This is a genomic window from Endozoicomonas sp. GU-1 (assembly GCF_027366395.1).
Taxonomy (GTDB): domain Bacteria; phylum Pseudomonadota; class Gammaproteobacteria; order Pseudomonadales; family Endozoicomonadaceae; genus Endozoicomonas.
This window is the reverse complement of the sequence record NZ_CP114771.1, coordinates 5,001,907-5,026,226: the sequence shown is the minus strand read 5'-3', so window position 1 is coordinate 5,026,226 and position 24,320 is coordinate 5,001,907. Positions and strand designations below refer to the sequence as shown.

The 24,320-nt window shown below is 50.6% G+C and carries 15 protein-coding genes and 2 pseudogenes; 6 read left to right on the top strand and 11 right to left on the bottom strand.

Annotated elements, in window-relative coordinates; genetic code table 11:
- Positions 1-1,374 (bottom strand): UDP-N-acetylmuramate:L-alanyl-gamma-D-glutamyl-meso-diaminopimelate ligase, encoded by a 1,374-nt coding sequence (mpl, locus tag O3276_RS20985; protein WP_269673056.1) that lies wholly within the window; start codon positions 1,372-1,374, stop codon positions 1-3.
- A 253-nt stretch (positions 1,375-1,627) separates the two neighbouring features.
- Here mpl and O3276_RS20980 point away from each other — a divergent pair, with 253 nt between their 5' ends.
- Positions 1,628-2,893, top strand: coding sequence for a 6-phosphofructokinase (locus O3276_RS20980; RefSeq protein ID WP_269673055.1), 1,266 nt, complete (start codon positions 1,628-1,630; stop codon positions 2,891-2,893).
- Between the two features lie 243 nt (positions 2,894-3,136).
- Here the strand turns inward: O3276_RS20980 and speB are convergent.
- From speB to O3276_RS20950, 6 genes and pseudogenes are all read right to left on the bottom strand, one after another.
- A pseudogene (speB, locus tag O3276_RS20975) lies at positions 3,137-3,862 on the bottom strand (agmatinase); the annotation flags it as partial.
- A 199-nt stretch (positions 3,863-4,061) separates the two neighbouring features.
- Positions 4,062-4,370 (bottom strand): arginase family protein, encoded by a 309-nt coding sequence (locus tag O3276_RS25545; RefSeq protein ID WP_332328142.1) that lies wholly within the window; start codon positions 4,368-4,370, stop codon positions 4,062-4,064.
- Between the two features lie 42 nt (positions 4,371-4,412).
- Positions 4,413-6,113 carry a hypothetical protein gene (locus O3276_RS20965; protein ID WP_269673054.1) on the bottom strand — a complete coding sequence of 567 codons (1,701 nt, stop codon included), beginning with the start codon at positions 6,111-6,113 and terminating at the stop codon, positions 4,413-4,415.
- A 510-nt stretch (positions 6,114-6,623) separates the two neighbouring features.
- Positions 6,624-7,445 carry a co-chaperone DjlA gene (gene djlA, locus O3276_RS20960; RefSeq protein WP_269673053.1) on the bottom strand — a complete coding sequence of 274 codons (822 nt, stop codon included), beginning with the start codon at positions 7,443-7,445 and terminating at the stop codon, positions 6,624-6,626.
- Positions 7,442-8,194: an N-acetylmuramate alpha-1-phosphate uridylyltransferase MurU gene (gene murU, locus O3276_RS20955; RefSeq protein ID WP_269673052.1), complete on the bottom strand. Its 753-nt coding sequence runs from the start codon at positions 8,192-8,194 to the stop codon at positions 7,442-7,444. Before murU ends, djlA begins: the two co-directional genes overlap by 4 nt.
- Complete coding sequence (locus O3276_RS20950) at positions 8,191-9,282, bottom strand: aminoglycoside phosphotransferase family protein (RefSeq protein ID WP_269673051.1); 1,092 nt, start codon at positions 9,280-9,282, stop codon at positions 8,191-8,193. The genes murU and O3276_RS20950 overlap by 4 nt, the downstream gene beginning before the upstream one ends.
- A gap of 257 nt (positions 9,283-9,539) precedes the next feature.
- Here O3276_RS20950 and O3276_RS20945 point away from each other — a divergent pair, with 257 nt between their 5' ends.
- Genes O3276_RS20945 through pdxA form a run of 3 tightly spaced genes read left to right on the top strand, consistent with a single transcriptional unit; the run spans position 9,540 to position 14,673 of the window.
- Positions 9,540-12,320 carry an LPS-assembly protein LptD gene (locus tag O3276_RS20945; RefSeq protein WP_269673050.1) on the top strand — a complete coding sequence of 927 codons (2,781 nt, stop codon included), beginning with the start codon at positions 9,540-9,542 and terminating at the stop codon, positions 12,318-12,320.
- A complete protein-coding gene (locus O3276_RS20940; protein WP_269673049.1) occupies positions 12,321-13,658 on the top strand; it encodes a peptidylprolyl isomerase in 1,338 nt (445 codons plus the stop codon).
- A gap of 1 nt (position 13,659) precedes the next feature.
- Positions 13,660-14,673 carry a 4-hydroxythreonine-4-phosphate dehydrogenase PdxA gene (gene pdxA, locus O3276_RS20935; RefSeq protein ID WP_269676029.1) on the top strand — a complete coding sequence of 338 codons (1,014 nt, stop codon included), beginning with the start codon at positions 13,660-13,662 and terminating at the stop codon, positions 14,671-14,673.
- Positions 14,674-14,923: 250 nt separating this feature from the next.
- Here the strand turns inward: pdxA and gcvA are convergent, their stop codons facing one another.
- The 4 genes and pseudogenes from gcvA to O3276_RS20915 all read right to left on the bottom strand — a co-directional run bounded on the left by gcvA (position 14,924) and on the right by O3276_RS20915 (position 20,295).
- Positions 14,924-15,871 (bottom strand): transcriptional regulator GcvA, encoded by a 948-nt coding sequence (gene gcvA / locus O3276_RS20930; RefSeq protein ID WP_269673048.1) that lies wholly within the window; start codon positions 15,869-15,871, stop codon positions 14,924-14,926.
- Positions 15,872-15,990: 119 nt separating this feature from the next.
- On the bottom strand, positions 15,991-17,487 hold the full coding sequence (locus O3276_RS20925) for a CoA-acylating methylmalonate-semialdehyde dehydrogenase (RefSeq protein WP_269673047.1): 1,497 nt from the start codon (positions 17,485-17,487) through the stop codon (positions 15,991-15,993).
- A 61-nt stretch (positions 17,488-17,548) separates the two neighbouring features.
- Positions 17,549-18,709 (bottom strand): iron-containing alcohol dehydrogenase, encoded by a 1,161-nt coding sequence (locus O3276_RS20920; protein WP_269673046.1) that lies wholly within the window; start codon positions 18,707-18,709, stop codon positions 17,549-17,551.
- A 60-nt stretch (positions 18,710-18,769) separates the two neighbouring features.
- Positions 18,770-20,295: pseudogene (locus O3276_RS20915) on the bottom strand (BCCT family transporter).
- 365 nt (positions 20,296-20,660) lie between these two features.
- Between O3276_RS20915 and O3276_RS20910 the strand changes: the two are divergent.
- Entirely contained in the window at positions 20,661-23,171 is a 2,511-nt protein-coding gene (locus tag O3276_RS20910; RefSeq protein ID WP_269673045.1) for a CoA transferase, read from the top strand.
- Between the two features lie 327 nt (positions 23,172-23,498).
- A complete protein-coding gene (gene rsmA, locus O3276_RS20905; protein ID WP_269673044.1) occupies positions 23,499-24,305 on the top strand; it encodes a 16S rRNA (adenine(1518)-N(6)/adenine(1519)-N(6))-dimethyltransferase RsmA in 807 nt (268 codons plus the stop codon).
- Positions 24,306-24,320: the final 15 nt, after the last annotated feature.

Below are 24,320 nucleotides of genomic sequence, written 5' to 3'. Positions count from 1 at the left end.
TTAATTTTTCTTGAGTTTTGCTTTCAACCCACTGGCTATACGGCCATGAATCCCTTCAAACCCACCATTACTCATCACCAGCAAATGGTCACCAGCCGAGGCGGTATCAACCAGATAACGCACAATGGCTTCTGTGGAATCCATAACCGATGACTTTATCGCGCTATCCTGCACTAACTCGGCCAGTGGCCAGTCAAGCCCCTGTGGCTTAAACCAGATAACTTCGGAAGCCTCTGCGGTAGACGCGATCAATGTCTCCTGGTGCACGCCCATTTTCATGGTGTTTGACCGGGGTTCAATAATCACACGAATATTTGCATTTTCCCCCAGTTTGGCCCTCTGCCCGGCCAGAGTGGTAGCAATCGCCGTTGGGTGATGGGCAAAATCATCATAAATCCGTATTCCCTCAACCTCGTCAACCATTTCCATCCGCCGCTTTACCCCCTGAAAGACAGAAAGCGCCTCACAGGCTGTATCTGGCAAGACTCCGACATGGTGAGCTGCAGCAATGGCGGCCAGGGCATTGGCAACATTATGATCACCTTCCTGCTGCCAGTTCACGGTTCCGACCTCAGTGCCTTTATAGAAAACCTTAAAGTGGCTGCCATCGCTACTGACCGGTGCAACTTGCCAAGGGCTGTGACTGCCACCCAACTCTTCCTGTTCAGACCAGCAGCCCATAGCCATAACGGCTTCTATCTCGGGAGTACCGGCAGGATAAATAATTCGACCCGTACCCGGAATGGTCCTGACCAGATGGTGGAACTGCCGCTGGATAGCCGCAAGATCATCAAAAATATCCGCATGGTCAAACTCAAGATTATTGACAATCAGAGTGCGTGGCTGGTAGTGAATAAATTTTGAGCGCTTATCAAAGAAAGCGGTGTCGTACTCATCCGCTTCGATCACAAAAAAGGGGGTACTGCCAAGTCTTGCGGAAATCCCGAAATCTTTCGGTATGCCCCCGATCAGAAAGCCCGGAGACATACCGGCATACTCCAGGATCCAGGCCAGCATACTGCTGGTGCTGGTTTTACCGTGGGTACCGGCAGCCGCCAATACCCAGCGGTCAGGGGCTATGTACCTGGCAAAAAATTCGGGTCCTGAAACGTAGGGAAGCCCCTTCTCCAACACGTACTCTACAGCCGGAATCCCCCGTTTCATGGCATTGCCAACCACCACAAGATCCGGTGACGGGTTGAGCGCTTCAGCACCATATCCCTGAAATAATGAAATACCCTGTTCTTCCAGTTGTGTACTCATCGGGGGATAAACGTTCTCATCAGAGCCTGACACGTCAAACCCAAGCTCTCTGGCCAGCATGGCCAGACTGCCCATAAAAGTTCCACAAATACCCAGAATATGTATGTGCATTCCCGATCTCTCCAAAAAAAATGCTCTCAGGTTCTGTTGACAATCAGCTGGCAGCACTAAACAGACCCTAAAGTCCCTGATACCAGAATTTTGACATTGTTTTTGCCTTGTGCGCAAAAGGACGTTGACATTGAAAGACCATCAGCCCATAAAGTTGATACATAACAGCGCTACCAATAAACTCTTGATCGGGTATCATCTGCAACCAGTCAAGAACACAAAACAACACACAGCAACACCCGGAATTTAACCGATGACATTGAAGCACGCTTTTTACGCACAGTCTGGCGGTGTTACCGCTGTTATCAATGCCAGCGCCTGCGCGGTTATTGAAACAGCTCGTCGTTACCCGGATAAAATCGGTAAAGTCTACGCAGGGCATAATGGCATACTGGGCGCTTTGCGTGAGGAGCTTATCGACACCTCCTACGAGTCCGATGAAACCATCGGCGCATTACTCAGGACACCCGGCGGTGCCTTTGGTTCCTGTCGTTACAAGCTGAAGTCATTTGAAGAGAGTGAAGCGGAATATCGTCGGTTAATTCAAGTCTTTCAGGCCCATAACATTGGCTACTTTTTCTACAACGGTGGCAATGACTCCATGGATACTGCCTGGAAAGTGTCCCAGCTCAGTGAAAAAATGGGATACCCGATCACCTGTATCGGAGTCCCCAAAACCATCGATAACGACCTGGCGGTTACCGATAACTGCCCGGGCTTTGGTTCGGCGGCCAAATACCTTGCCGTATCCACCAAAGAGGCCAGCCACGATATTGCTTCCATGTGCGATACCTCAACCAAGGTGTTTGTCATGGAAGTCATGGGACGACATGCCGGCTGGCTGGCAGCCGCTACCGGCCTTGCTGCCCGCCAGGATGGTGATCCACCGCACATTATCCTGTTCCCTGAGTTGCCGCTGGACAAAGAAAAGTTTCTCAAAAAAGTCCATGAAACCGTCAATAACGAAGGTTATTGCGTGATCGTTGCCTCAGAGGGAGCCAAATACGAAGATGGCAGCTTTATCTCTGCGTCCACAACCGTAATTGACTCCTTTGGCCACCAGCAACTTGGCGGTGTAGCTCCGGCCCTGTGTAATATGATCAAGCAGGAGCTGGGTTACAAATACCACTATGCTGTCGCCGATTACCTTCAGCGCTCTGCCCGCCATATCGCTTCACGTGTTGACGTAGAGCAGGCCTACGCTGTGGGTAAAGCAGCGGTTGAACTGGCCGTAACCGGTCACAATGCCGTAATGCCTGCCATCGTTCGAGAGTCTGACATGCCCTATCGTTGGGCGATCAAAGAGGTAGCACTGGAAAAAGTCGCCAACTTTGAACGCACCATGCCATTGGACTTTATCAATGAAGATGGCTTCAACATTACCCAAACCTGTCGGGGCTACCTTGAACCATTGATTGAAGGCGAGGAGTACCCTGCTTACCTGAACGGCTTACCTCGTTTTGCCAGGTTGAAAAAAGTGTTTGTCGAGAAACAGCTGGATACAGCATTCGACGTGTAATGTTAACTTAAGCATTCATTGATTAACCCGGATATTTCATAAACGTGCTCCCGTTCTCGCTTGTCCTTTGTCGCTCTGAGGGAGTTTTGCTCAGTCGACCGTACTCCCCGGTACGGCGCACCCTCACAAAACCCCTTAGAGCAACAAAGCCCTCGGCTTTGGCATCCTGCGTCGTCCTACCTCCCACATCCATGTGGTCGTACGCGAGATTCGGGGCAGTTTATGAAATATCCGGGTTAAAATTCACCGATCAATTTTACTGGCAGCCTGGATATAGAGCATATCCAGTGCCACTGTTGCTGCAGCCAGGGCGGTAATGTCGGCGCTGTCATAAGCGGGAGCCACCTCAACCACATCCATTCCGACAATATCAAGCCCTTGCAAACCACGCACCAGCTGCAAAGCACGGTCTGATGTCAGACCACCACAAACCGGCGTACCGGTTCCCGGTGCATAAGCGGGGTCCAGACAGTCGATATCAAACGTCAGGTAGGCAGGGCGATGCGCTACTGTCATATGAACCCGGTCAATAACCTCAGTGACTGGCACCTCATTGACGTAGCCCGCATCAAATACCTGAAAGGGCGTATTCTCCTGATCGTGATGGGTGCGTATACCAATCTGTACAGACGATTCAGGATTGATCAACCCTTCCTGTACCGCATGATAAAACATCGTGCCATAGTCAAATGGTCCTCCCTGGTCATAATCATCCGTATGAGCATCAAAGTGGATAAGCGACAGTGGTCCAAATTGCCGGGCATGGGCGCGAAGCAGTGGCAGGGTGATGAAATGATCTCCGCCAAAGGTAAGCATCTTTTTACCTTCAGCCAGTATTGCCTCAGCATGTAACTGCAGCGACTCGCACAGATCGCTGGCGTTACCTGGCTCAAACACCAGATCACCACAGTCGGCTATAGACAGGTAGTCAGTTAACCGGAACCCCCAGGGCCAGCGCGGGGATTCCCAGGCGAGATTCTTAGGGTAGACATTAAGGCCAAGTTGTTGTGAAACAAGGGCTGTAGAGCAGGTATGTAATCAAGTATTGCGATTCTACTTCATTGCACATACCCATACAGCCCAGAGAGCTCGTTTCTGAATTCTTATACGGGAGGTCAGAAACACCCCTACAGCCTTTACCAATAAAGGGCTTCGCTTAATGTCTACCCTAAGAGGCGAGATTAACCGATGCCTTACGTATGGCTTCAGGGCCAAAACGACTACCGCTCCTGCCGGTGGTGGCAAGATCAAAAGGTACACCGGTTACTATCCATTCGGCATCACTATTGACTGGGTCAAAATCCAGTGGCTGCCGTAAAAAACCAAAAGCATTGGAATAGAGCGAAAAGTCTGGCTTTTTTTCCAGGGTTGTCATTTCCTGCTCCTTATGGCTCTTTTCGTATCGCAAACTGCTGACTATTTTTGTTGAAAAAAAGCGAACACGGGTATTGTTCATGAATTCGGGCTGGATTGCCAACCCCATTTCTTGAGAACTGACCGCCGGAATAGCCCGGTACTTTCACTGTGCAGAGTGACCAGCAATTAGTGGTAAATGACAGTGAAGGACGTGGTTAGCATCAGTCAACCAGCCAGTTACGCAGCAGTTAGGCAGTCGAAAAGCATTTTTTGTTTTTCCCCGGGCAATAGACGTTTGACCACTAGCAAGGGATGCCGGTTTGAGCCAATCGGGTACAATCTCACCTAACAGGGGGCTTTGCAAAGTTTGAGCAGGATTGCCTGAATTAACAGAAACGTTGCTTTTACAGGCCTCCAAGTAGATTGTTAACAGCTCTTCGACCTTTTCGTGAACCGCATTTATGCTTTTCAAAAGTTCACTTCGGGAAGCCGTTATATCAACAATTAATTTATTGTCGTCTGATCTGTTCCAGAAAAGGTGCTGAAATTTAGCAAATAAATCGTCAAAATCCGAAGTATTGATGACCCTGTTAAAAAAATCATTCTGAAAAAAATGTTTGGAATAAGTTTCGCTCAACTTAACCAGCTCCTGCTCGACAACATCGAGAACAGGCATACCATCAATATCACCCGCACGCTTAAGATATTCCGGGCATTTAGTCATTACTGACAAAAAGTTTGCCTTTTCATAATCGGTGATTGCATCAATAATTTTGCCCATTTCTTTTTTAATGTCATCCACTTTCAGAGCTTCAGCAATCTCATCTGTTTTTTTTCTGATCGCATCCTTGTCATCTTTATCTACCAACTGCAATTGAACCCGATTCATCAGCATGATCAATCGCTCTGTTGCCAGCTGAAGTTTGCCAATTAAGGGGGTGAAATGCTCAAGGTATATCAACTGCTGAGCCTGTTGGGTGAAGTCCAGAATACCGATATTACTTTTCTTAACCCTGTTTCTGATCTTTTTCTTTAGTGTGTCAATGATTACCAGCAACACTTCGTGCTGTGCGGTTTCTCTGTCCATTACAGGTAACTCATGATTTTTGTTAGTCACCAGCATTGCTGCGTTACAACCGGATTGTGGGTGCCCGCCAACACCACCAGGAATAAGCATCCGGTAAGTTGCTCCAGTGGCATCTTCACCAGACTCAGTGGTCAAAATCGGGAATTGGTATTTTTTAAGCTCAATACAAGGCGGACTCTTAAACAACTCTTGATGCCTGAGCGTTGGTGTAGTCTGACAGCCATGCCACTCTGAGGAAATATTCATATAGTGTTTATGACAGCCAATATAGGCATAGTGGCAACCTACGACCCCATCCCTGAGAAACCGGATACCCGCTTCAGCCATGTTTGCCGGAGACAGATTATCTGTAAAGGTAGTGTCCTCTAACGCACCGTCATCGGTGTAATAACTTTTTTCAATCATTGGTTTTACGGCATTAACATCATGTCGTTGAACTTCAGTCAAGGCGTAAATCCTTTTCTCACTTAAGCTCCAGACAATCCCCTGAAAATCAGTGCCACACCACGCATCGCCAACCACCATATAACGACTGGATAAATCCATTTCTACAAGACAACTGGCTACCCTGCACGGATCAACCAGGATAGGATGATCACAGGATACCGCCCTTACAATCCGGCCAGTGTCGACACGGCGGACTTTCCTGTTATCGTCCTTTTTTTCATCTGAATATATATTTAGCTTTGTTACATCCCCAAACCCATCGTAGGGTTTGTCTTCACGATAAAAATCTCTTAGGCCCCAATAATATTTGACGTTAAGTGCAACATTCATCGACCTTTCACCACCCCGTGATTTCACCCATTTGAGATGACTTGCTGACAATGAAAGATCAGACCTTCATTAACCGATTTAGTTCTATTGAGCCATTTCAGAAATTATGATTATTTCCACAGAATGACAGAACACCCAAAGAATCTATAGAAAGAATTAAACAGAAGGTTGAACTTCCCTCTCAACGATGGAGGTGGAGAATTCATTGATTTCTTTGAAAATAAGATACTTCTTTTTTCGTTTCAGTGCTGATCTCACTTTTCGCGGCAACTCTGAAAAGCAATAGATCACAGAACGATTGGAATCAAGGTCAATCCTTGTAGTGGCTGGAACATACCAGTACATAAACTGCTTACGTTTTGAATAAATCACAGCCCCGGCCTCCAGATGATTAAGTTAAAGAATTAGCCTGTTGATCAATTAGTCAACTTAATCCTGAAAAAGTTCCCCTGAAGGCTGCATAAAAGTGCAACTATCCAAAATCTTCATAAAGACAGTTGCTTATTCTAACTATCCTGCGGCCTTCCTGGCTGCCCGAACCTGATCATAAGCGCCCTGAATTTCCTGGGTTTTTTCTTTGGCAACCGCCATCATTTCCTCAGGCAACCCCTTGGCCACCAGTTTATCCGGATGGTGTTCGCTCATCAGCTTACGGTAAGCCTTCTTGACTTCAGCATCTGAGGCACTGTCTGACACGCCCAGAACATCATAGGCCCGTTTCAGATCCATTCCTGAAGATGATCGGTTGCCACCGGCTCCGGAATGATAGCCACCTTGTTGATAATACTCTCTCTGGGCAGTAAACCGTTTGTGAATCTGCTCAAAAGCAAAGTTGCCCACACCCAGAATACTGCAAACCTGCTTGAATACCGCTTTTTCTGAAGGGCTCAGCCCACCGTCGGCATAGGCTGCCGACAGCTGAATCTCCAGAAACATGGGAATCAGTGTGCTGGCACCGGCCACCTCACGAAATGACCGAAGCGCACCCTCAATATCGGAAGACGGCTTCTTGCCCTCATTAAACAGCTCTATTGCCATCCTGCGCTGCTCTTCTGAGAGGCGCATGTTATCCATAATGGCTCGTGCTGTTTCTATTTCGTACTCACTTACCCGGCCGTCCGCTTTTGCCACACGGCCCATCACCAGAAACGTTGCCCTGAAAAAGGCGGTCTGGGCTTTTTGACGATAAGCGGCAGAAGCCCCGAAGCCAGCAGCTCCCTGCCCACCTAAATAGGTCCGGTTAATCCAGGAACCCACAAATGCGCCCAAAATAGCGCCAAAGGGTCCACCGGTCATGAATCCAACCAACGCGCCAATTACTATTGCGGTCATGAAGTCCTGCTCTGATCTTGAAGATTGTTTTGGCTTTGCGGCCGGTCCTGCTGCTGTTTTTGAAGATAGCCTTCCAGTCCCTGAAGCCGTTCAACAGAACCCACATCCGTCCAGAAACCATGGTGGTACTGGCCACTGACCCGGCCCTGTTGCATGGCCTCAATCAATAACGGAGCCAGGGCAAAGGCTGTGCCACGCTGACAGCCGTCAAACAATCGCGGGGATAGTATGCTGACGCCACTGAATGTCAGTCCGGCTTTTTCCGGCATTGCTGCTTTCTCAAAAAGCATCCCATCGTCGAGACAAAAATCCCCTGCCGGATGGAAGTCCGGATTATCGACCATCACCAGATGCGCCAGCATGCCTTGCGGGAGGTGCAGATTTTTCAGACAGATATCTGTATAAACATCCCCATTCATCACCACAAACGGAGCATCACTTTCACCCGCCTGACCTTGAGCCAGCAGCGGCAGGGCTCGACAAATCCCACCGCCGGTTTCCAGAGGCTCGCCTTCCGGGGAATACTGAATAGTTACCCCCCAGCCGGAACCTGAGCCAAGTGCCTCCTCAATCTTTTCACCCAACCAACCATGATTAATGACCAGTTCTCTGAAACCAGCCTGCGCCAGCCGCTCGATATGATAGGTAATCAGGGGTTTTCCTGCCACTGGTACCAGCGGTTTGGGAATGGACAGGGTAATGGGTCTGAGTCTTTTGCCATAACCAGCAGCAAGTATCATGGCCTTCATACACCAGCTTCCTCCATTACCTGTTTGAGCCGCCCTTTAACCAAAGGTTCAACGCCCTTTTGCAGCCACTCGGCATGGGCTTTGAATTGAGGGTATCGCTGGCAGATGGACATCACATACCCCAGAGTTCTTGGAATATCGTTAAGGTAGCCGGGTTTGCCATCACGCAGCCATAACCTGGAAAAGATCCCCAGACATTTCAGATGACGCTGTAAACCCGTGAGGTCAAACCAGATTTTCAGCTGTTCCCGGTCATAATCTGCCAGCACCGGATGATGGGCAATAAAGGAGGAAAACCAGCGATCTATCTTTTCTTCCGGCCAGGCTATGTAGCAGTCCCTCAATAAAGAGACGACGTCATAAAGCAATGGCCCATGCAGCGCTCCCTGAAAATCAATAACCCCGACAGTGCCATCCGGTGCCAGCATCAGGTTTCGGGAATGGTAATCACGATGAACCGTCCCCTTTGGCTGCTCAAGAAACGTTGTTACCAACGAGGAGAACAGCCCCGTCAGCGGCTGCACAATGTGAGGATCTTCAGCATCAAATCCCATAAGTGCCCCAAGAAACCACTGGGGATAAAGAGACAGCTCAAGGCGAATCAGCTTTTCATCGTAGGGAGGCAGGTTATCAGGTGACTGTTGCTGCACGGTGAGTAAGGTGTCCAGAAGCTGCGGATAATGCTGGTCGGCGGCAGAGCCTTGCAGTAAAACCTGCATTGGCGTATCCCCCAGGTCCTCCTGAAGCATAAAGCCATGCTCATAATCAACCGCAAACACCTCAGGAACGTGAACCCCGCCTGCCCGCCAGTGAGTGGCTATGTCAACAAAGGTGCGGGTATCTTCCGTTGCCGGAGGAGCATCTACGGCAACCAGCATCCGCCGAGGGGTTTTAACCCGATAATATTTTCGAAAACCGGCGTCACTGCCAATGGCCTGTAAAGGCATTGAAGCACCTGCATCAAGATTCCCATGATCAAAGGCAGGGCTTTGTCCGCCAGATAACACTGAGACAACCCATTGGGCCAGTTGTTCCCGACGGCAAGATGCTTCAGAAACGTTCTGAAGCTCTGAAATTGTTGTGGCCAACGCTTTTGCTTCCCATTAGCAATGTCAGATCAATACCCAAGACTATCACAGAGAGCTATTCTGGCCTATTGGCGCTTAGGCTCTATTGACATAAGGTTCCCAGCCCGGGAGAAAATGAAAAGCCTGTGGCTATTTGACATTTCAGGCTCTCGTGTCCAAAGTTCCCAATGGATTTAACACTGCATTTCCTGTGCAAATGCATATAGAATATTGCGACTCAAATGCAGTAAGAATGTTGCCCCAGGATTGCTGAGCTTATGGATATGCACCTATTACCCTTTACCCCAAAAGCACTGACACTGGTCATTGCAACCAGCATTATTGCCAGCCAACCAGCAGCCAGAGTCATTGCCGCTGAACCCTCGGGTGCTCAACAGAGCGAATGGCACTGCCAGACACTGGCTAATGGTCATTGGAGTTGTCATCCTGCCACCGGCAAATCCAAACCGGCGCAACCGAAGCCCGGGGCCAAACAGCAGGTCAGAAACCCGAAAAAATCGACGACGCCAATAAAGCCTGCCACCAACGGTCAAAACGCCGCCCTCAAACAACAACTGGACTGGCAACCTATCCGGGACCTCTCGGCACAGAGAAGATCAACTGAGCCTTTCTATAGCTGCGGCGCTTATATCGAGCCGCCCAGACCTGGCAAGGACTATAGCGGGGATAGCAATAATGCACCCATTGTCGCCGAGTCCAATGAATCCAGTTATGACAAAGACTCAGTTGCAACCTTCAAGGGTGATGTTACGGTCCGTCAGGGCAGCCGGCAGTTTGAAAGTGACCACGCCACGCTGGACAAAAGCCGGAACCATGGCCAGTTCGAAGGCAACGTTCGCTTTCGGGACAGTGGCGTCCTGCTGGTCGGTGACAAAGGTGATCTACAACTCGACAGTGGCCGTGCAACCCTTGAGAACACCGCTTATGTGATGCATGAGCAGAAAGCCCGAGGCAGCGCTAAACGCATCGTCCGCAATGAAGACACTACACTTGAGTTGTCTGACGCCACCTACACCACCTGCCCTCCGGGTGACAAAGGCTGGCAGCTGTCCGGTCAACAGGTAACCCTTGATATGGGTAGTGGTCAGGGTCTGGCCAAAAATGCCGTCGTTCGTGTGCAAGGGCTGCCAATCCTCTACACGCCATATTTGTCTTTCCCAATTGATGACCGCAGAAAGTCCGGTTTCCTTTACCCTACGTTATCCCAAAGCAGTGATAACGGTTTGGACTTTGCCATCCCTTATTACCTGAATATTGCACCCAACTATGATGCCACCCTGACGCCCAGATATATGAGCAAACGGGGATTAATGCTGGAGAACGAATTCCGCTATCTAGTGGGTAACACCCGGGGTGAACTGGGGCTTTCCGGATTGCTGGACAAAGATCAGCTGAAAAAAGAGAACCCTTATTACAATGACCAACGCTGGTTGCTCAACTATCGTCAGCAGACCAACCTGACCAGCCGCTGGACGGCAGAAGTCGACTACGCCAAAGCCAGTGATAAAAACTATCTGGATGATTTCAGCACCAGCCTTAACCTGTCTGCCAATGCACCGCTGAACCAGCGGATAGGTACCCGCTACCTGGGAGGGGATACCAACCACAGCTGGCAGTTTAGTGTGGATGCTCACCAATACCAGAATATGAACCAGACGGCAGATGACCCTTATAACAAACTGCCACAGATCAAACTGTCTGGTAACTGGCTGGCCAGTAGCCGCCTTAACCTGAATTATGTGGCCGACTACACGAAGTTCTCCCGTGATGATAATTGGCATTATGTTAAGGAAGAATCGAAAACAACATCGGATAACGAATACTTCGAGAGCGTATACGACGAAGGTTACGGTATTAAAAGCGCCAATGGTGAACGGCTCTACCTGGAAACCGGGGCAGGTTACTCTTTTGACTGGAGCTATGCATTTATCCGCCCGGCGGTGAAAGTGCAACATGTTGAATACCGGCTGACGGACCTGAGTGCAACTGAGGTAGAGACTGACCTGAATAGGGCCTACGGCAACTTCACCGCTGCTGACTACACCGAGTCACCCAAGACAACAGTGCCCACATTCAGCATTGACAGCGGCTTTTACTTTGACCGATTCACCAATATCGGTGGTACCGAATTCACCCACACTCTTGAGCCCAGGATGAAGTATCTCTACTCCCCTTATAAAGAGGGGCAGGAGATGAACCCGGTGTTTGATACCGCACTGATGAACTTCAACTACAACTCACTCTGGCGCGACAGCCGCTTCTCAGGCCACGACCGGTTAGGTGATGCCAACCAGCTCTCCCTGGGCCTGACAACCCGGCTGATAGAAGGTGATGGCTTTGAGCGGGTGCGCTTTGGCATTGGCCAGATCATCTATTTTGAAGATCGTCAACTGTGGATCAGCCCTATTGCCGGTATTGACCAGGGTGTTATTGACCAGGACCTGGATACCGACCCGGGCGATGAGACAAGGCGTCTGCTGGAAGAAATGCAGGATTCAGTGTCACCACTGGCATCGGAACTGGTCTATAACATTAATCGCAGCATGAACATCCGTCAGGATCTGATGTGGGATACCAGTAACAACAAACTGGATAGCTACGGTCTTTACTACCAGTACCAGCCGGGTGATCGCCGTGTCATGAACGCTGGCTATCGTTTCCTGCGTCAGGCTGATCGTTTTGTTAAAAACGAGCTGGATCAAAATACCGGTCTGACCACCGACAACAACCTGAGCCAGACCGACCTCTCTATCGCATGGCCTGTGACCAACAACTGGTCAGCCATGGGCCGCTGGCAGTACGATTTAACCAACAAGCGGAACCTTGAGATATTATCCGGAGTCGAATATAACAGTTGCTGTTATCAGGTACGTGTACTGTGGCGCAAGTGGGTCGAGGATGATGACAACATTGATCACCCTGACAGCAAAAACGGCATATTTCTCCAGTTTGTCCTGAGAGGACTTGGGGATCTGACCGGTGGCACCACAAAACAGTACATCAAAGGTATTAAAGGTTACGCAGGGGATGAGAAGTAAATGATGAAGGGATTAAAAAGCATGGCACTGGCTACCCTGTGCCTGCTGTCTTTCAGCAGCGGTGGCGTTTACGCACAGTCAAATGATGCAGCGCAAACCCCGCAGAAAGGCACCATCCGAAACCAGCTGCCACTGGATCGAATCGTTGCCAAAATTGATCAGGACGTGATCATGCAAAGTGAGCTGGATGCCCGTATTGAGGCGGTGCATCGCCAGCTGGCATCCAGAAATATCAACCTGCCACCGGAAGATGTGCTGAAAAACCAGGTACTGGAACAGCTGATACTGGAAAACATTCAGATCCAGATGGGCAAGCGCGGCGGCATCCGCATTGATGACTGGGCTCTTAATGACGCCATTGCCCGAATCGCCCAGCGCAACCAGATGACCCTGGAAGCGTTCCGGCAAAACCTGGAAGCGGATGGCCTGTCGTTCAGCCAGGCCCGTGAAGAAATTCGCCGGGAAATGATTCTTAACCGTGTTCGTCAGCGCCAGGTTGCCCAGCGGGTCCAGGTCAGCGAACAGGAAATTGATAACTTCCTGAGCTCTCCTGAAGGGCTGGCACAAGTGCAGACGGAATATCGTCTGGGTCATATTCTGATTGCCACTCCCGACAATGCCACACCCGACCAGGTCCAGAGTGCAGAGCGCCTTGCTGATGACCTGTCCGGACAACTGCGCCAGGGAGCAGACTTTCAGGCCCTGGCCATTGCCAACTCCAGTGGGCAGAATGCCCTGGAAGGAGGCGACCTCGGCTGGCGAAAAGCCGACCAGCTCCCCACGCTTTTTGCGGAACAGGCCATTAACATGACCCCGGGGCAGACCTCCGACGCTATTCGCAGCCCTGCCGGTTTCCATATCATCAAACTTATGGATACCAGGGGGAATGCAAAAGTGGTCCAGAGTCAGGTTCATGTGCGCCATATCCTGATCAAGCCCAATGAAATTCGCAGTAACCTTGAGTCCCAGATGCAGGCGAAGAAACTGTATCAGCGGGTTCAGGCGGGGGAAGCGTTCAGCGAGCTTGCCAAAGCGTATTCTGACGATACCGCTTCCGCGCTCAATGGCGGTGATATGGGATGGATCTCTCCAGAAACACTGGTTCCGGAATTCCAGACCGTGATGAACATCATTCCGGAAAAAGTAGTCAGCGAGCCATTTCGCACCACCTACGGCTGGCATATTCTCGAAGTGCTGGGCAAACGGCAGTCTGACATCAGCACCCAGGTTCGCCGCAACCAGGTAAGAGAACTGCTCAGTAATCGCAAGTTTGAAGAAGAACTGCAAGTCTGGCTGCGGGAAATCCGTGATCAGGCCTACGTTGAGATCCAGCTCTGATATGACCGGTTACACCCCCCAACCCATTCCCCGGCTGGTAGTTACCGCCGGGGAGCCTGCAGGCATCGGTCCCGACCTTTGCCTGATGCTGGCAACCCAGGGCCACGAGTTTTCCAAACCGGTGCAACTGGTGATTGCAGCCGATCCGGAGTTATTGGCACAACGGGCAATACAGCTGGGCCTATCCGTTGACCTGCAACTCTTTAGCCCGGATATCAGAGAACCTTCCCGGGCAAACACCCTGGTGGTTGCCCCGGTCTCCATGGCTACCCCGGCAACAGCGGGTGCCGTTAACCCCGCTAACGGTCAATATGTTCTCGATACCCTGAAGTTAGCCCTGGATGGATGCGTGAACGGCCTTTTTGATGGAATGGTGACCGGCCCTGTTCATAAAGAAGTGATCAATAACGCCGGCATTCCCTTCAGTGGCCACACAGAGTTTCTTGCTGAACAGACCCACACCGGAAAAGTTGTGATGATGCTGGCAACAGAGGGCTTAAGAGTCGCCCTGGCCACCACCCACCTCCCCCTTTCCGAGGTTTCTGCAGCGATTACCCGTGACTCCCTGACTCAGGTTATTCACATTCTTCATCGGGAGTTACAGGATAAGTTTGCGATCCGCACGCCTCATATTCTTGTCTGTGGAATGAACCCCCATGCCGGCGAGGGTGGCCACCTGGGAATGGAAGAGATTGAAACCATTATACCCGTTCTGAACCATTGCCGGGCTCAGGGAATGAACCTGACCGGCCCCTTACCCGCAGACACCCTGTTTAACCCAAAACTGCTGCAACAGGCTGATGCCGTACTGGCCATGTACCATGACCAGGGGTTACCGGTGCTCAAATACAAAGGCTTTGGGCAGGCCGTCAATATCACCCTGGGGCTGCCGATTGTCCGCACCTCGGTGGATCATGGCACCGCCCTGGATCTTGCGGCCACCGGGAACATTGACTCAGGCAGTTTATACACCGCCATCGAAACGGCACTGGAGATGCTTTCCTTCCCTGATTGACATCCTCCCCATTGATTCTGAGAAATCAGTGTGGGGTCTAAGTAGTTGGCCAAATGGAATCGTATATTTCTGGCTAAGTGGGCAGTTGCTATGCAAGGCGCAACGCAGGGAGCATAGCCGTAGCTATGTGACCGGAGTTGCAACGCCGCAGAGTGACTGACAACTTAGTCAGAAATATATGATTTCATTTTGGTTAACTACTTATACGCCGAAGGATTAGTCCTTTAATAAAATAAGTTTCCTGTATCAATCAGTATGCAATATCCGCTACTTTTATATCTTCACTAAGCTGACTTTTTGATGACGAGGCTTTGCTTTTCCGGCTCTCTTCCAGAATCCAGCTTCTGAATACTTTCGCCTTGGGATGCAAGTACTGACGGGCAGGAGAAGTAAGATAGAATCCCTCAGAAGCCCTGACTCTTTGCGGCAATGGTGCCACCAGCTCACCACTGGTCAACATTCCTGCGACAAGGGATGTCCGGCCCAGCGCAAAACCCTGACCATACTTCGCCATTTCCAGTGCTGTAATCAGGGTATCAAACTGCAGGCCTGGAGAGTTTTCGCGGAATTCACAATCCAGCTGATTGAACCAGTACCCCCAGCCTTCTTCATAGCCAATAACATGCAACAGGGTATGTTCTGATAGCTGTTCGGGACACTCGGGCAGTGGCAGACCATTGGCCAGCTCTGGACTGCAGACGGGGAAGAGCTCGTCCTCAGTGAGACAATCAGCCTTCAGATCTGGCCAGTCACCCCGGCCATAACGTATTTCAAGGTCTGCTTCCCTGTCCTTGTCCTCTGCCCAGATATTACTGGTAAAACGTATGCCGATCTCAGGAAACTCTTCCCTGAAACGGCCCATTCTGGGAGTCAGCCAGGTCGTGAAGAATACCAGATTCACCCTGACAGTTAACAATCTGTCCCTGCCCTGACCAAACAGCTCTTCCGTCGCCACAGCCAGCGAGCTGACTGCTTCATGAACAGCAGGAAGATAAGCCATGCCGGCTTCCGTCATTTCCAGCCCACGGGGAAGCCTCTTGAACAGGGCTACTCCAAGCTGAGACTCAAGACCTTTAACCTGTTGGCTGACCGCAGCCTGGGTAAGATTCAATTCATTGGCTGCATGGGTAAAGCTGAGCAGGCGGGCAGATGCCTCAAAGGAGCGCAGCCAGTTCAGAGGAGGTAGTCGCTTTTTCATTATAATAATCACTACATGGCCAGACCATGCAGTATTAACCCCAGACAACCGAAAGACTGTTCATTTTTTGTAACAAAACGACAATCAAACTGTTTCCAGGGCTATTACCTGGGCTCCGCTTACTTCATGGTGGGCATGGAAAACTGGACATTTTCCCGGACGCCCGCAGAAGGCCAGCGCTGAGTAATGGTCTTGCGACGTGTATAAAAACGAACCGCATCCGGACCATAAGCATGGAGATCACCAAACAGTGAGCGCTTCCAGCCACCAAAGCTATGATAAGCCACAGGCACTGGCAAAGGCACATTGATGCCAACCATTCCTACCCTGATGTGTGCGGAGAAATAGCGAGCGGCTTCCCCATCCCGGGTAAAGATGCAGGTACCATTACCGTATTCATGACGATCAATCAGGTCCATGGCTTCCTGCATACTGTTGACTCGGACCACCTGCAGAACGGGGCCAAAGATTTCGTTCTGATAGCTGGTCATTTCTGGCGTTACCCTGTCAATAAGGGTACCACCGACAAAGTAACCTTCCTGATAACCGGCGACCTCGGGCTGGCGACCATCAACCACGATCTCGGCTCCCTGCTCTTCGGCACTGTCAATAAAACCGATCACTTTTTCCTGGTGCTGTCGGGTAATGACCGGTCCAAAATTATTGGAGCTGTCGCTGTAAGCACCCACTTTCAGGGACTGCATGGCTTCTTTCAGCTTGTCTACCAACTGGTCGGCCGCTGCATCACCCACGGCAACGGCTACAGACAATGCCATACAACGCTCGCCGGAGGAACCAAAAGCTGCGCCCAACAGCTGATTAACAGCATTATCCATATCGGCATCAGGCATTACGATCGCGTGGTTCTTGGCACCACCCAATGCCTGGCATCTTTTGCCATTAGCTGTCGCTGTCGTGTAGATATACTCAGCGATGGGGGTAGATCCAACAAAGCTGATAGCCTCGACTCTTTTATCATGGAGTAGAGCATCCACAGCTTCCTTGTCACCATTGACAACATTCATGACACCTGCTGGCAGACCGGCTTCGTGCAGCAGTTGAGCCACGAACAGCGTTGAACCTGGCACCCGCTCGGAAGGCTTCAGAACAAAGGTATTGCCACAGACAATGGCCATCGGGTACATCCACAGTGGCACCATGACCGGGAAGTTAAAGGGAGTGATCCCGGCAACAACCCCCAGAGGCTGGAACTCGCTCCAGGAATCAATGCCTGGTCCGGCATTACTGCTGTGTTCTCCCTTTAACAGCTCTGGCGCACCGCAGGCATATTCAACGTTTTCAATACCACGCTGCAGCTCCCCCATGGCATCGTGGGAAATCTTGCCATGCTCCTGGCCAATCAATTCGCAGATACGCTCAGCATTCTGCTCAAGCAGCTCCTTGAACCGGAACATGATCCGGGCACGCTTGATGGCAGGCGTGTTTCTCCAGGAAGGAAAAGCTGCTTCTGCAGCAGCAACAGCTTCCTCTACTGTAGCTTTGGAAGCCAAAGCAACCTGCTTTTCAGCCTGACCGGTTGCCGGGTTATAAACCGCCTGATGACGTATATCATCATTGACTGCTCTACCATTGATCAGATGGCCAATTGTGTTCATGATTCACTCTATGGTTTTGTTAGAAATGTTTTTCTTAACTCTTTGACTGACTTGTGTTGAATTAGTCCCAGAGCTGCTGGTAAATGGCTTTAATCTCTTCTGCATCAGGCACCCTGGGATTATTAGCAGGTGACCCGGATGCCAGAGCCTGCAATGCCATGGTGTCCAGCACTTCAAAAAATGCAACTTTATCAATGCCAAATTCCTGTGGACCCGGAACTGAAAGCTCATCATTCAGAGCTTTCAGTTCGGTCAGCAGCTTATGGTTTGCCACTTCATCACTGTCTCCCTGTTCGGCAACACCCATAGCCCGCGCACAGTCGGCATAACGATCAGGCGCAGCGGGAATTGAATACTCAGTAACAGCCGGCAACAGCATGGCATTAGACAAGCCATGGGGAACATGGAAAAAAGCTCCAATAGGTCTGCTCATACCATGGACCAGAGCTACCGAGGCATTGGAAAAGGCGACACCCGCGAGGGTTGAGCCCAGCATCATGGCTTCACGGGCTTTTTCATCCTTGCCATTGTGATAGGCGGTACGCAGATTCGGTGCAATCAGGCGCATGGCTTCCAGAGCCTGGCTGTCACTGTACAAGCTGGCTTTTTTACTGACATATGCCTCCATGGCATGGGTCAGTGCATCAATACCTGTGTCTGCTGTCGTACGGGGAGGCACACTCAATGTCAGGTTATAGTCCACCAGTGCTGCTGACGGCATATAAGCAGCCCCGACACAGAGCATTTTTTCGTCACAGGACTCATCTGTGATAATGGTGACTCGAGTGGCCTCAGAACCCGTACCGGCCGTAGTGGGTATAGCAATCACCGGCAGTCCGGGCTGATCCATAATCCTTGGGAACTTATAATCCCGCATTTCACCACCATGGCATGAGAGAACAGCTATTGCCTTTGCACTGTCGATAGGGCTGCCTCCACCGAGAGCAACAACACAGTCGTAGCTTCCCTGCCTGGCCATTTCAACACCCGCCTGAATGGAGCCGACGGTGGGTTCCGGAACGGTATCTGCAAAAACACTGGAATCAATGTCGTTTTTTGTCAGACAGTCCTGCAGTGCCTGGACATAACCTAGCTGAACCATCATGGCATCAGTAATAATGAGAGGCTTCGCACAGCTCAGACTAGTCAGAACATCAGGAAGAGCCAGGCTGGCCCCCGCCCCCACCTGCATGATGCGGGGCAAAATCACTCGCGTAGACATAACAAACCTCGTGCAATCTACTGAAATGGCTGTGTACCTCTTGCGCACAGCCAATATCTATCAGGAACGTCCATCTCTTGCCATGGACACCTTGTAAGCCTCTTCACCTGGTAAAGCCTCCTCGCGCAGGGCCTTGATAAGGCCATAGGTGGCAAGAAACAGAATGATCGAGAATGGCAGGGCCGCAACAATAGAAGCTGTTTGCAGAGCCTTAAGACCACCGGCATACAGCAAAACGGCTGCCGAGGCACCAATCACCAGTCCCCAGAACACTCTGTACCGGGCAGGCGGATTATCACTCCCCATGGACACCAGGGTACAGATCACCAGGGTCGCCGAGTCCCCGGAGGTAACAAAATAAGTCACCAGCAGAATGGTGCAGATGCCCGCCATCAGCACGGACATCAACTCACTCTCAATCAGCAGCTTCACTGTGGTAAACAGAGCAGTAGTGATATCCTTGTTCACAGCCTCTGTAACACCGCCGTCACCGTAAAGTTCCAGATAGAAGGCACTGTTACCAAATATAGTGATCCAGAAAGCTGCCAGTGTCGTGGGTGCAACGAGAACACCAAGGACAAACTCACGAATGGTCCGGCCCTTGGAGATACGGGCAATGAACATGCTGACAAAAGGAGCCCAGGCAATCCACCAGCCCCAGTAGAAGATAGTCCACCATCCCTGCCATTGAGCGCCTGGCTCTGGATCAACCCATAACCCCAGGGAAACGGCATTCAACAGATAGTCACCGGTATTGGTAAAGAATGCACCCAGCAGATAGGCAGTAGGGCCAAAGATGACGAACAGACCCAGAATGACTATGGTCAGCTGCATATTGAAAACACTAAGGATACGAATGCCTTTGTTCAAACCGGTCAGTACCGAAGAGTTGCCACAACCGAAATCACTGCGATCAGGATCACTTGATTGGTGGTCGACACTTCTATGCCCAATAGATAGCCCAGCCCGGCATTCATCTGTTGTGCACCCAGTCCCAGCGAAGTAGCTATACCGAATACGGTTCCGAATACGGCCAACAAGTCAGCTGCATGACCGATAGGCCCATAAATCCTGTCACCGAAGATGGGGTAGAGGCTTGAGCGGATAGTGATGGGAAGCCCTTTACGATAGGCGAAATAGGCCAGAATCAGACCAGTAACAGAAAACAACCCCCAACCATGCAAACCCCAGTGAAAAATCGAGATTCTCATGGCAACCTGGGCCGCTTCTGCCGTCATGGCCTCGTCATCACTGATGAACGGGTTGCTTTGAAAGTGGTAAATCGGTTCGGCAATACTCCAGAACAGGATTCCAATTCCGATGCCAGCACCAAACAACATGGAAAACCAGGCGAAATTACTGAACTCCGGTTTGTCATCATCACTGCCCAGGCGAATATCACCGTAGCGGCTGAACACCAGCCAGACAGAAAAAAACAGGAAAAACGACATTATCCCTATGTAATACCAGCCCAGATCCGTAGCAATAAAGTTTTTTGCCGCCGTATAAATGCCATCGGCGTATTCAGGATCGGCAACGGTAAAAACAATAAATGCCAGAACCAGTAAAGCGGAACCAACGGCCATCACTGGATTGGCTCCCTCAAGCAAGCCAGCATACGGCGTTGTATTATTATTTTTATTATTCATTTTTAACTCTTCTTTTTGAGGTATTGATCCTCAGGGACATCATCAAATGTAATCTATATATCAGAGCACGCCACCATTATCTGTGGCTGAAAAAAAAATGAGAAACAATAAAATAGACACCTGAGACCAAATTATTTTTATAACAAACCCTTTTCCAGCAATAAAAAAAATCAGGTCTCAGGGGTATTTTTTTTTGCTGGTCGATCGGGCCATCCATTCATAACATTTTCCTTGCATAAGCGCGTGCAATGAACGCACCGTATTTTAATAAAGCGCTGCCTCTTTATTAGCAGGATTACCAGATGCACAATAAGAATAAATTGCCATTGAATGGTGTCAGGGTTGTTGATTTTGGCCAGCAGATTGCCGGTCCGGCTGTTGCCATGGCGCTGGCCGATCTGGGCGCAACCGTTGTCCATATTGATCCACCCGAAGGTCCTCAATGGGACCATCCCGCCAATGCCGTTCTGAATAGAAACAAACTCTGCCTGAAGCTTGATCTTAAAACTAAGTCTGGCTTGCTCCAGGCACTGTCATTGATTGAAAAAGCCGATATCGTCATCGAGAGCTTCAGACCCGACGTAATGAAACGTCTGGGCATTGATTTTCAGCAATTGAGAGAATCACGCCCCGACCTTATCTCATTGTCGATTCCCGGCTTTGCCAGTAATGACCAGTTGAGAAGGGAATGGAAAGCCACTGAAGCCGTTGTTGCAGCTACTGCTGGTGCCTTCACGGACATGGGATTCAACCGTATCCTGATGGGCTTGAACCCAAGCTTTTCTCCTCTGCCTCTGGCCTCTTCCTACGCCACATCCCTGGCAGCCAGCTCAGTGGTTCTGGCGCTCACCGCACGTGAGAAAACCGGTAGAGGTGATCACATTGAAGTCCCTATCGTTGCCGCAATGATGGAAGGCCTCTCCTATAATTCTTACGTTGTCGAAGGATTGCCAGAGCGCTACAAAACCATGCGTGAGCATGAGATCGAGCATCGCAAGAGCAACAACATTCCCATGGATCTCAGCTATGATGCGCTTCAGGAGTACCTGGACCCCTTCTACCGAACCTATCAATGCGCCGATGGCCGTATGTTCTACTGCGTATGCCCATCCCACCGTAATCATGCCCGTCGCTGCCTGGAGGCTCTGGGTATTTATGACGAGCTGCTGGCTGAGGGACTGCCAGACGTTAAAGATCTGCACCAGCCCATTAAGGAGTGGGATGGTGAAACGTCCATAGGCGTCTATCCATTACCGAAAAAATGGGCTGACATCATTGCAGCCAAAATGAAGAAAGTATTCATGACCAAAACCTCACAGGAGTGGGGAGAGATTTTCGGTGAAGGACAGATTCCAGGCGCTCCTCACAGAACAACCCGGGAGTGGGTGAATGATGAGCACACCAACCAGTCAGGCCTGATCGTTGAGGTTAATGACCCCGTTTATGGTCTGATGAAACAACCTGGCCCCATTGCCTGGCTGGAAGAGTTTGCCGGACAAATGGTTACTCCCGCTCCGCGCAAGAATGTCAGCTATGAAGAGGCCCTCTTTGCGCTGAATACAGTCACGGACGAAGATGACCAGAGCCGATTTTCCGCTCGCCGCCAGCAGAAAGCCACTGCTCACTGGCTGGACGGACTGCGAATTCTTGATCTGACCAATGTTATTGCCGGCCCACACTCTACCGCCTTTATGGCACGCTTTGGTGCCGAAGTGATTAAGCTGGATCCGGTCACCCCGCTTTATGATCCTCTGATTGGTACCCTGTTTACCTTCCAGACCGGCGTTGGTAAACGCAGCGCGCTGGTCAACATCCTGTCTGAAGAAGGACGAGAGGTATTCAACAAACTGGTCAAGTCAGTGGATATAGTGGTTATCAATGCGCCTGAACGGCAGATGAAGCCTCTGGGTCTGGACCACGAATCACTGCAAGCCATTAACCCGGGCGTTCTCTTCTGCCGCCTGGATTGCCTGGGCGGTCCTTTGCCCGGTCCAAAAACCAATTACATTGGTTATGACGACATCATTCAGGCCAACAGTGGCATCATGAGTCGCTTTGGTGGCTCACAGACACCGGAAGAACACGCCCACCTCGGCACACTGGACGTCAACTGCGGTTTCTCCGCCGGACTGGCTATGGCGGTTGCTCTCTACCACCGCCAGAAAACAGGTCAGCCTACCCGGGCAAGAACGTCGTTGTCTGCGGTAACCAATCTGGCACAGATTCCCTATGCCTTTGACTACCAGGGAAGAGTTCCGTTTAATGAGCCTTCAGGTCGACAGGCTCTGGGTTATAACGCGCTTTCTCACTTCTATGAAACACAGGAAGGATGGATTTATCTGGACAGCAATGACTCCGAGCTGAGCAGACTGGGTCAGGTAGAAGGTCTCGGAGGTATAGTGACTGCTGACAATCTCTCAGACTATCTGACAGAAGCCTTTAAAAGGGCTCCAGCCGTTTACTGGAAGTCCGCGTTGGACAAGGTAGATGTCGCTTCGGCCATGCCACAGGCTATTGAACATCTCAGAGAGCAATACAGCCGTGTTGCCGATGGTAAAGCAGGTACCGACCTGGGCAGCTTTGCCTTCTCGATCTATCCTGAGCATCCCAGCGGCCACCAGATCACACAGATCGACCATTATTCCATTCGACCCACAGAGTCAACTATCGTAGCCGCCACGCCTACTGAAAGGTTTGGTCATTCAACCAGGGAAGTGTTAGCTGAAATGGGTTATGACAGTGAGTCTATTGAATCAATGATTGAGCGTGGAATTGCGGGTACTGGCTGGGGCAAGGAGTTCCTTCCCAGCTGATAATCAGGCGGCAGCGATAACCTGCCGCCTTCTTCCATAAGGGTACTACATTTGGTGATAGTGCTTCGGCAAGTAAAGGTTCTGTATGATGCGAGTTCCCTGAGGATTACTTGATGATCTGAAGTGAGCATGGCAACCATCTCGAATTTCGCCGTTGGGATGAGGCATTCTTCGGGGAACTGCTGGCTGCCGGTGAGACTATTGTCGGAAAGTCTCGCGAAAACAGCAGTCGGGCGTTATTATTGCCAGTTTGACCGACATCCATGCAATCTATTTTTCATGGCTGATGGTCATCGACTGTTTCTTCCCAGATGAGCAATACTCCTCATGCCCCAGACAGACGTTCCTTACCATAAGGCCCGCAAACGTTTCGGCCAAAACTTTCTTCACGATCATGGCGTTATCGGTGAGATCGTTGCGTCAATCAACCCGAAACAGGGCGAGCATCTGGTTGAGATTGGTCCTGGCCAGGGAGCCCTGACCGCCGACGTGCTTGAGCGTGCCGGTGGACTGGACGTGGTAGAGCTGGACAGGGACCTGATTCCCACCCTGCTCCTGCGCTTTGGCCTGAACCCGAACTTTCATATTCACGAAGCCGATGCGCTGAAGTTTGATTTTGCCAGTCTGAAAACCGATGACCGACCACTGCGCATCATTGGCAACCTGCCCTATAACATTTCAACCCCGCTAATCTTTCAACTGTTAAGCTTTGCAAGCATGATTCAGGATATGCACTTCATGCTGCAAAAAGAAGTGGTTCAGCGCCTGGCCGCCGCACCGGGGGAAAAACACTATGGCCGCCTGGGTATCATGGCGCAGTATTACTGCAAGGTTGATTATCTGTTTACGGTAGGGCCAGGAGCATTCAAGCCTGCGCCCAAAGTCGACTCAGCCATCGTGCGAATGACCCCGTATCATGAGCTACCTCATCCCTGTAAAGATATTCTGAAACTGGAACAGGTTGTTCGGGATGCTTTCAGCCAGCGGCGTAAAACCATCCGTAATACACTCAAGCAGCATCTCAAGGCAGAAGAGCTTGAAACACTGGCCATTGATCCTGCCGCCCGGCCAGAAGTACTGACCCTTGCCGATTTTGTTCGAATAGCCGACTACTTGACTGATAGACAACATTAACAGCCCGGGAACAGC

Excerpts from the sequence above, each read along its gene's own strand:
- mpl (WP_269673056.1), bottom strand. The coding sequence starts at position 1,374 with ATGCACATACATATTCTGGGTATTTGTGGAACTTTTATGGGCAGTCTG.
- O3276_RS20980 (WP_269673055.1), top strand. The coding sequence starts at position 1,628 with ATGACATTGAAGCACGCTTTTTACGCACAGTCTGGCGGTGTTACCGCT.
- O3276_RS20965 (WP_269673054.1), bottom strand. The coding sequence starts at position 6,113 with ATGAATGTTGCACTTAACGTCAAATATTATTGGGGCCTAAGAGATTTT.
- djlA (WP_269673053.1), bottom strand. The coding sequence starts at position 7,445 with ATGACCGCAATAGTAATTGGCGCGTTGGTTGGATTCATGACCGGTGGA.
- murU (WP_269673052.1), bottom strand. The coding sequence starts at position 8,194 with ATGAAGGCCATGATACTTGCTGCTGGTTATGGCAAAAGACTCAGACCC.
- O3276_RS20945 (WP_269673050.1), top strand. The coding sequence starts at position 9,540 with ATGGATATGCACCTATTACCCTTTACCCCAAAAGCACTGACACTGGTC.
- O3276_RS20940 (WP_269673049.1), top strand. The coding sequence starts at position 12,321 with ATGATGAAGGGATTAAAAAGCATGGCACTGGCTACCCTGTGCCTGCTG.
- pdxA (WP_269676029.1), top strand. The coding sequence starts at position 13,660 with ATGACCGGTTACACCCCCCAACCCATTCCCCGGCTGGTAGTTACCGCC.
- gcvA (WP_269673048.1), bottom strand. The coding sequence starts at position 15,871 with ATGAAAAAGCGACTACCTCCTCTGAACTGGCTGCGCTCCTTTGAGGCA.
- O3276_RS20925 (WP_269673047.1), bottom strand. The coding sequence starts at position 17,487 with ATGAACACAATTGGCCATCTGATCAATGGTAGAGCAGTCAATGATGAT.
- O3276_RS20920 (WP_269673046.1), bottom strand. The coding sequence starts at position 18,709 with ATGTCTACGCGAGTGATTTTGCCCCGCATCATGCAGGTGGGGGCGGGG.
- O3276_RS20910 (WP_269673045.1), top strand. The coding sequence starts at position 20,661 with ATGCACAATAAGAATAAATTGCCATTGAATGGTGTCAGGGTTGTTGAT.
- rsmA (WP_269673044.1), top strand. The coding sequence starts at position 23,499 with ATGCCCCAGACAGACGTTCCTTACCATAAGGCCCGCAAACGTTTCGGC.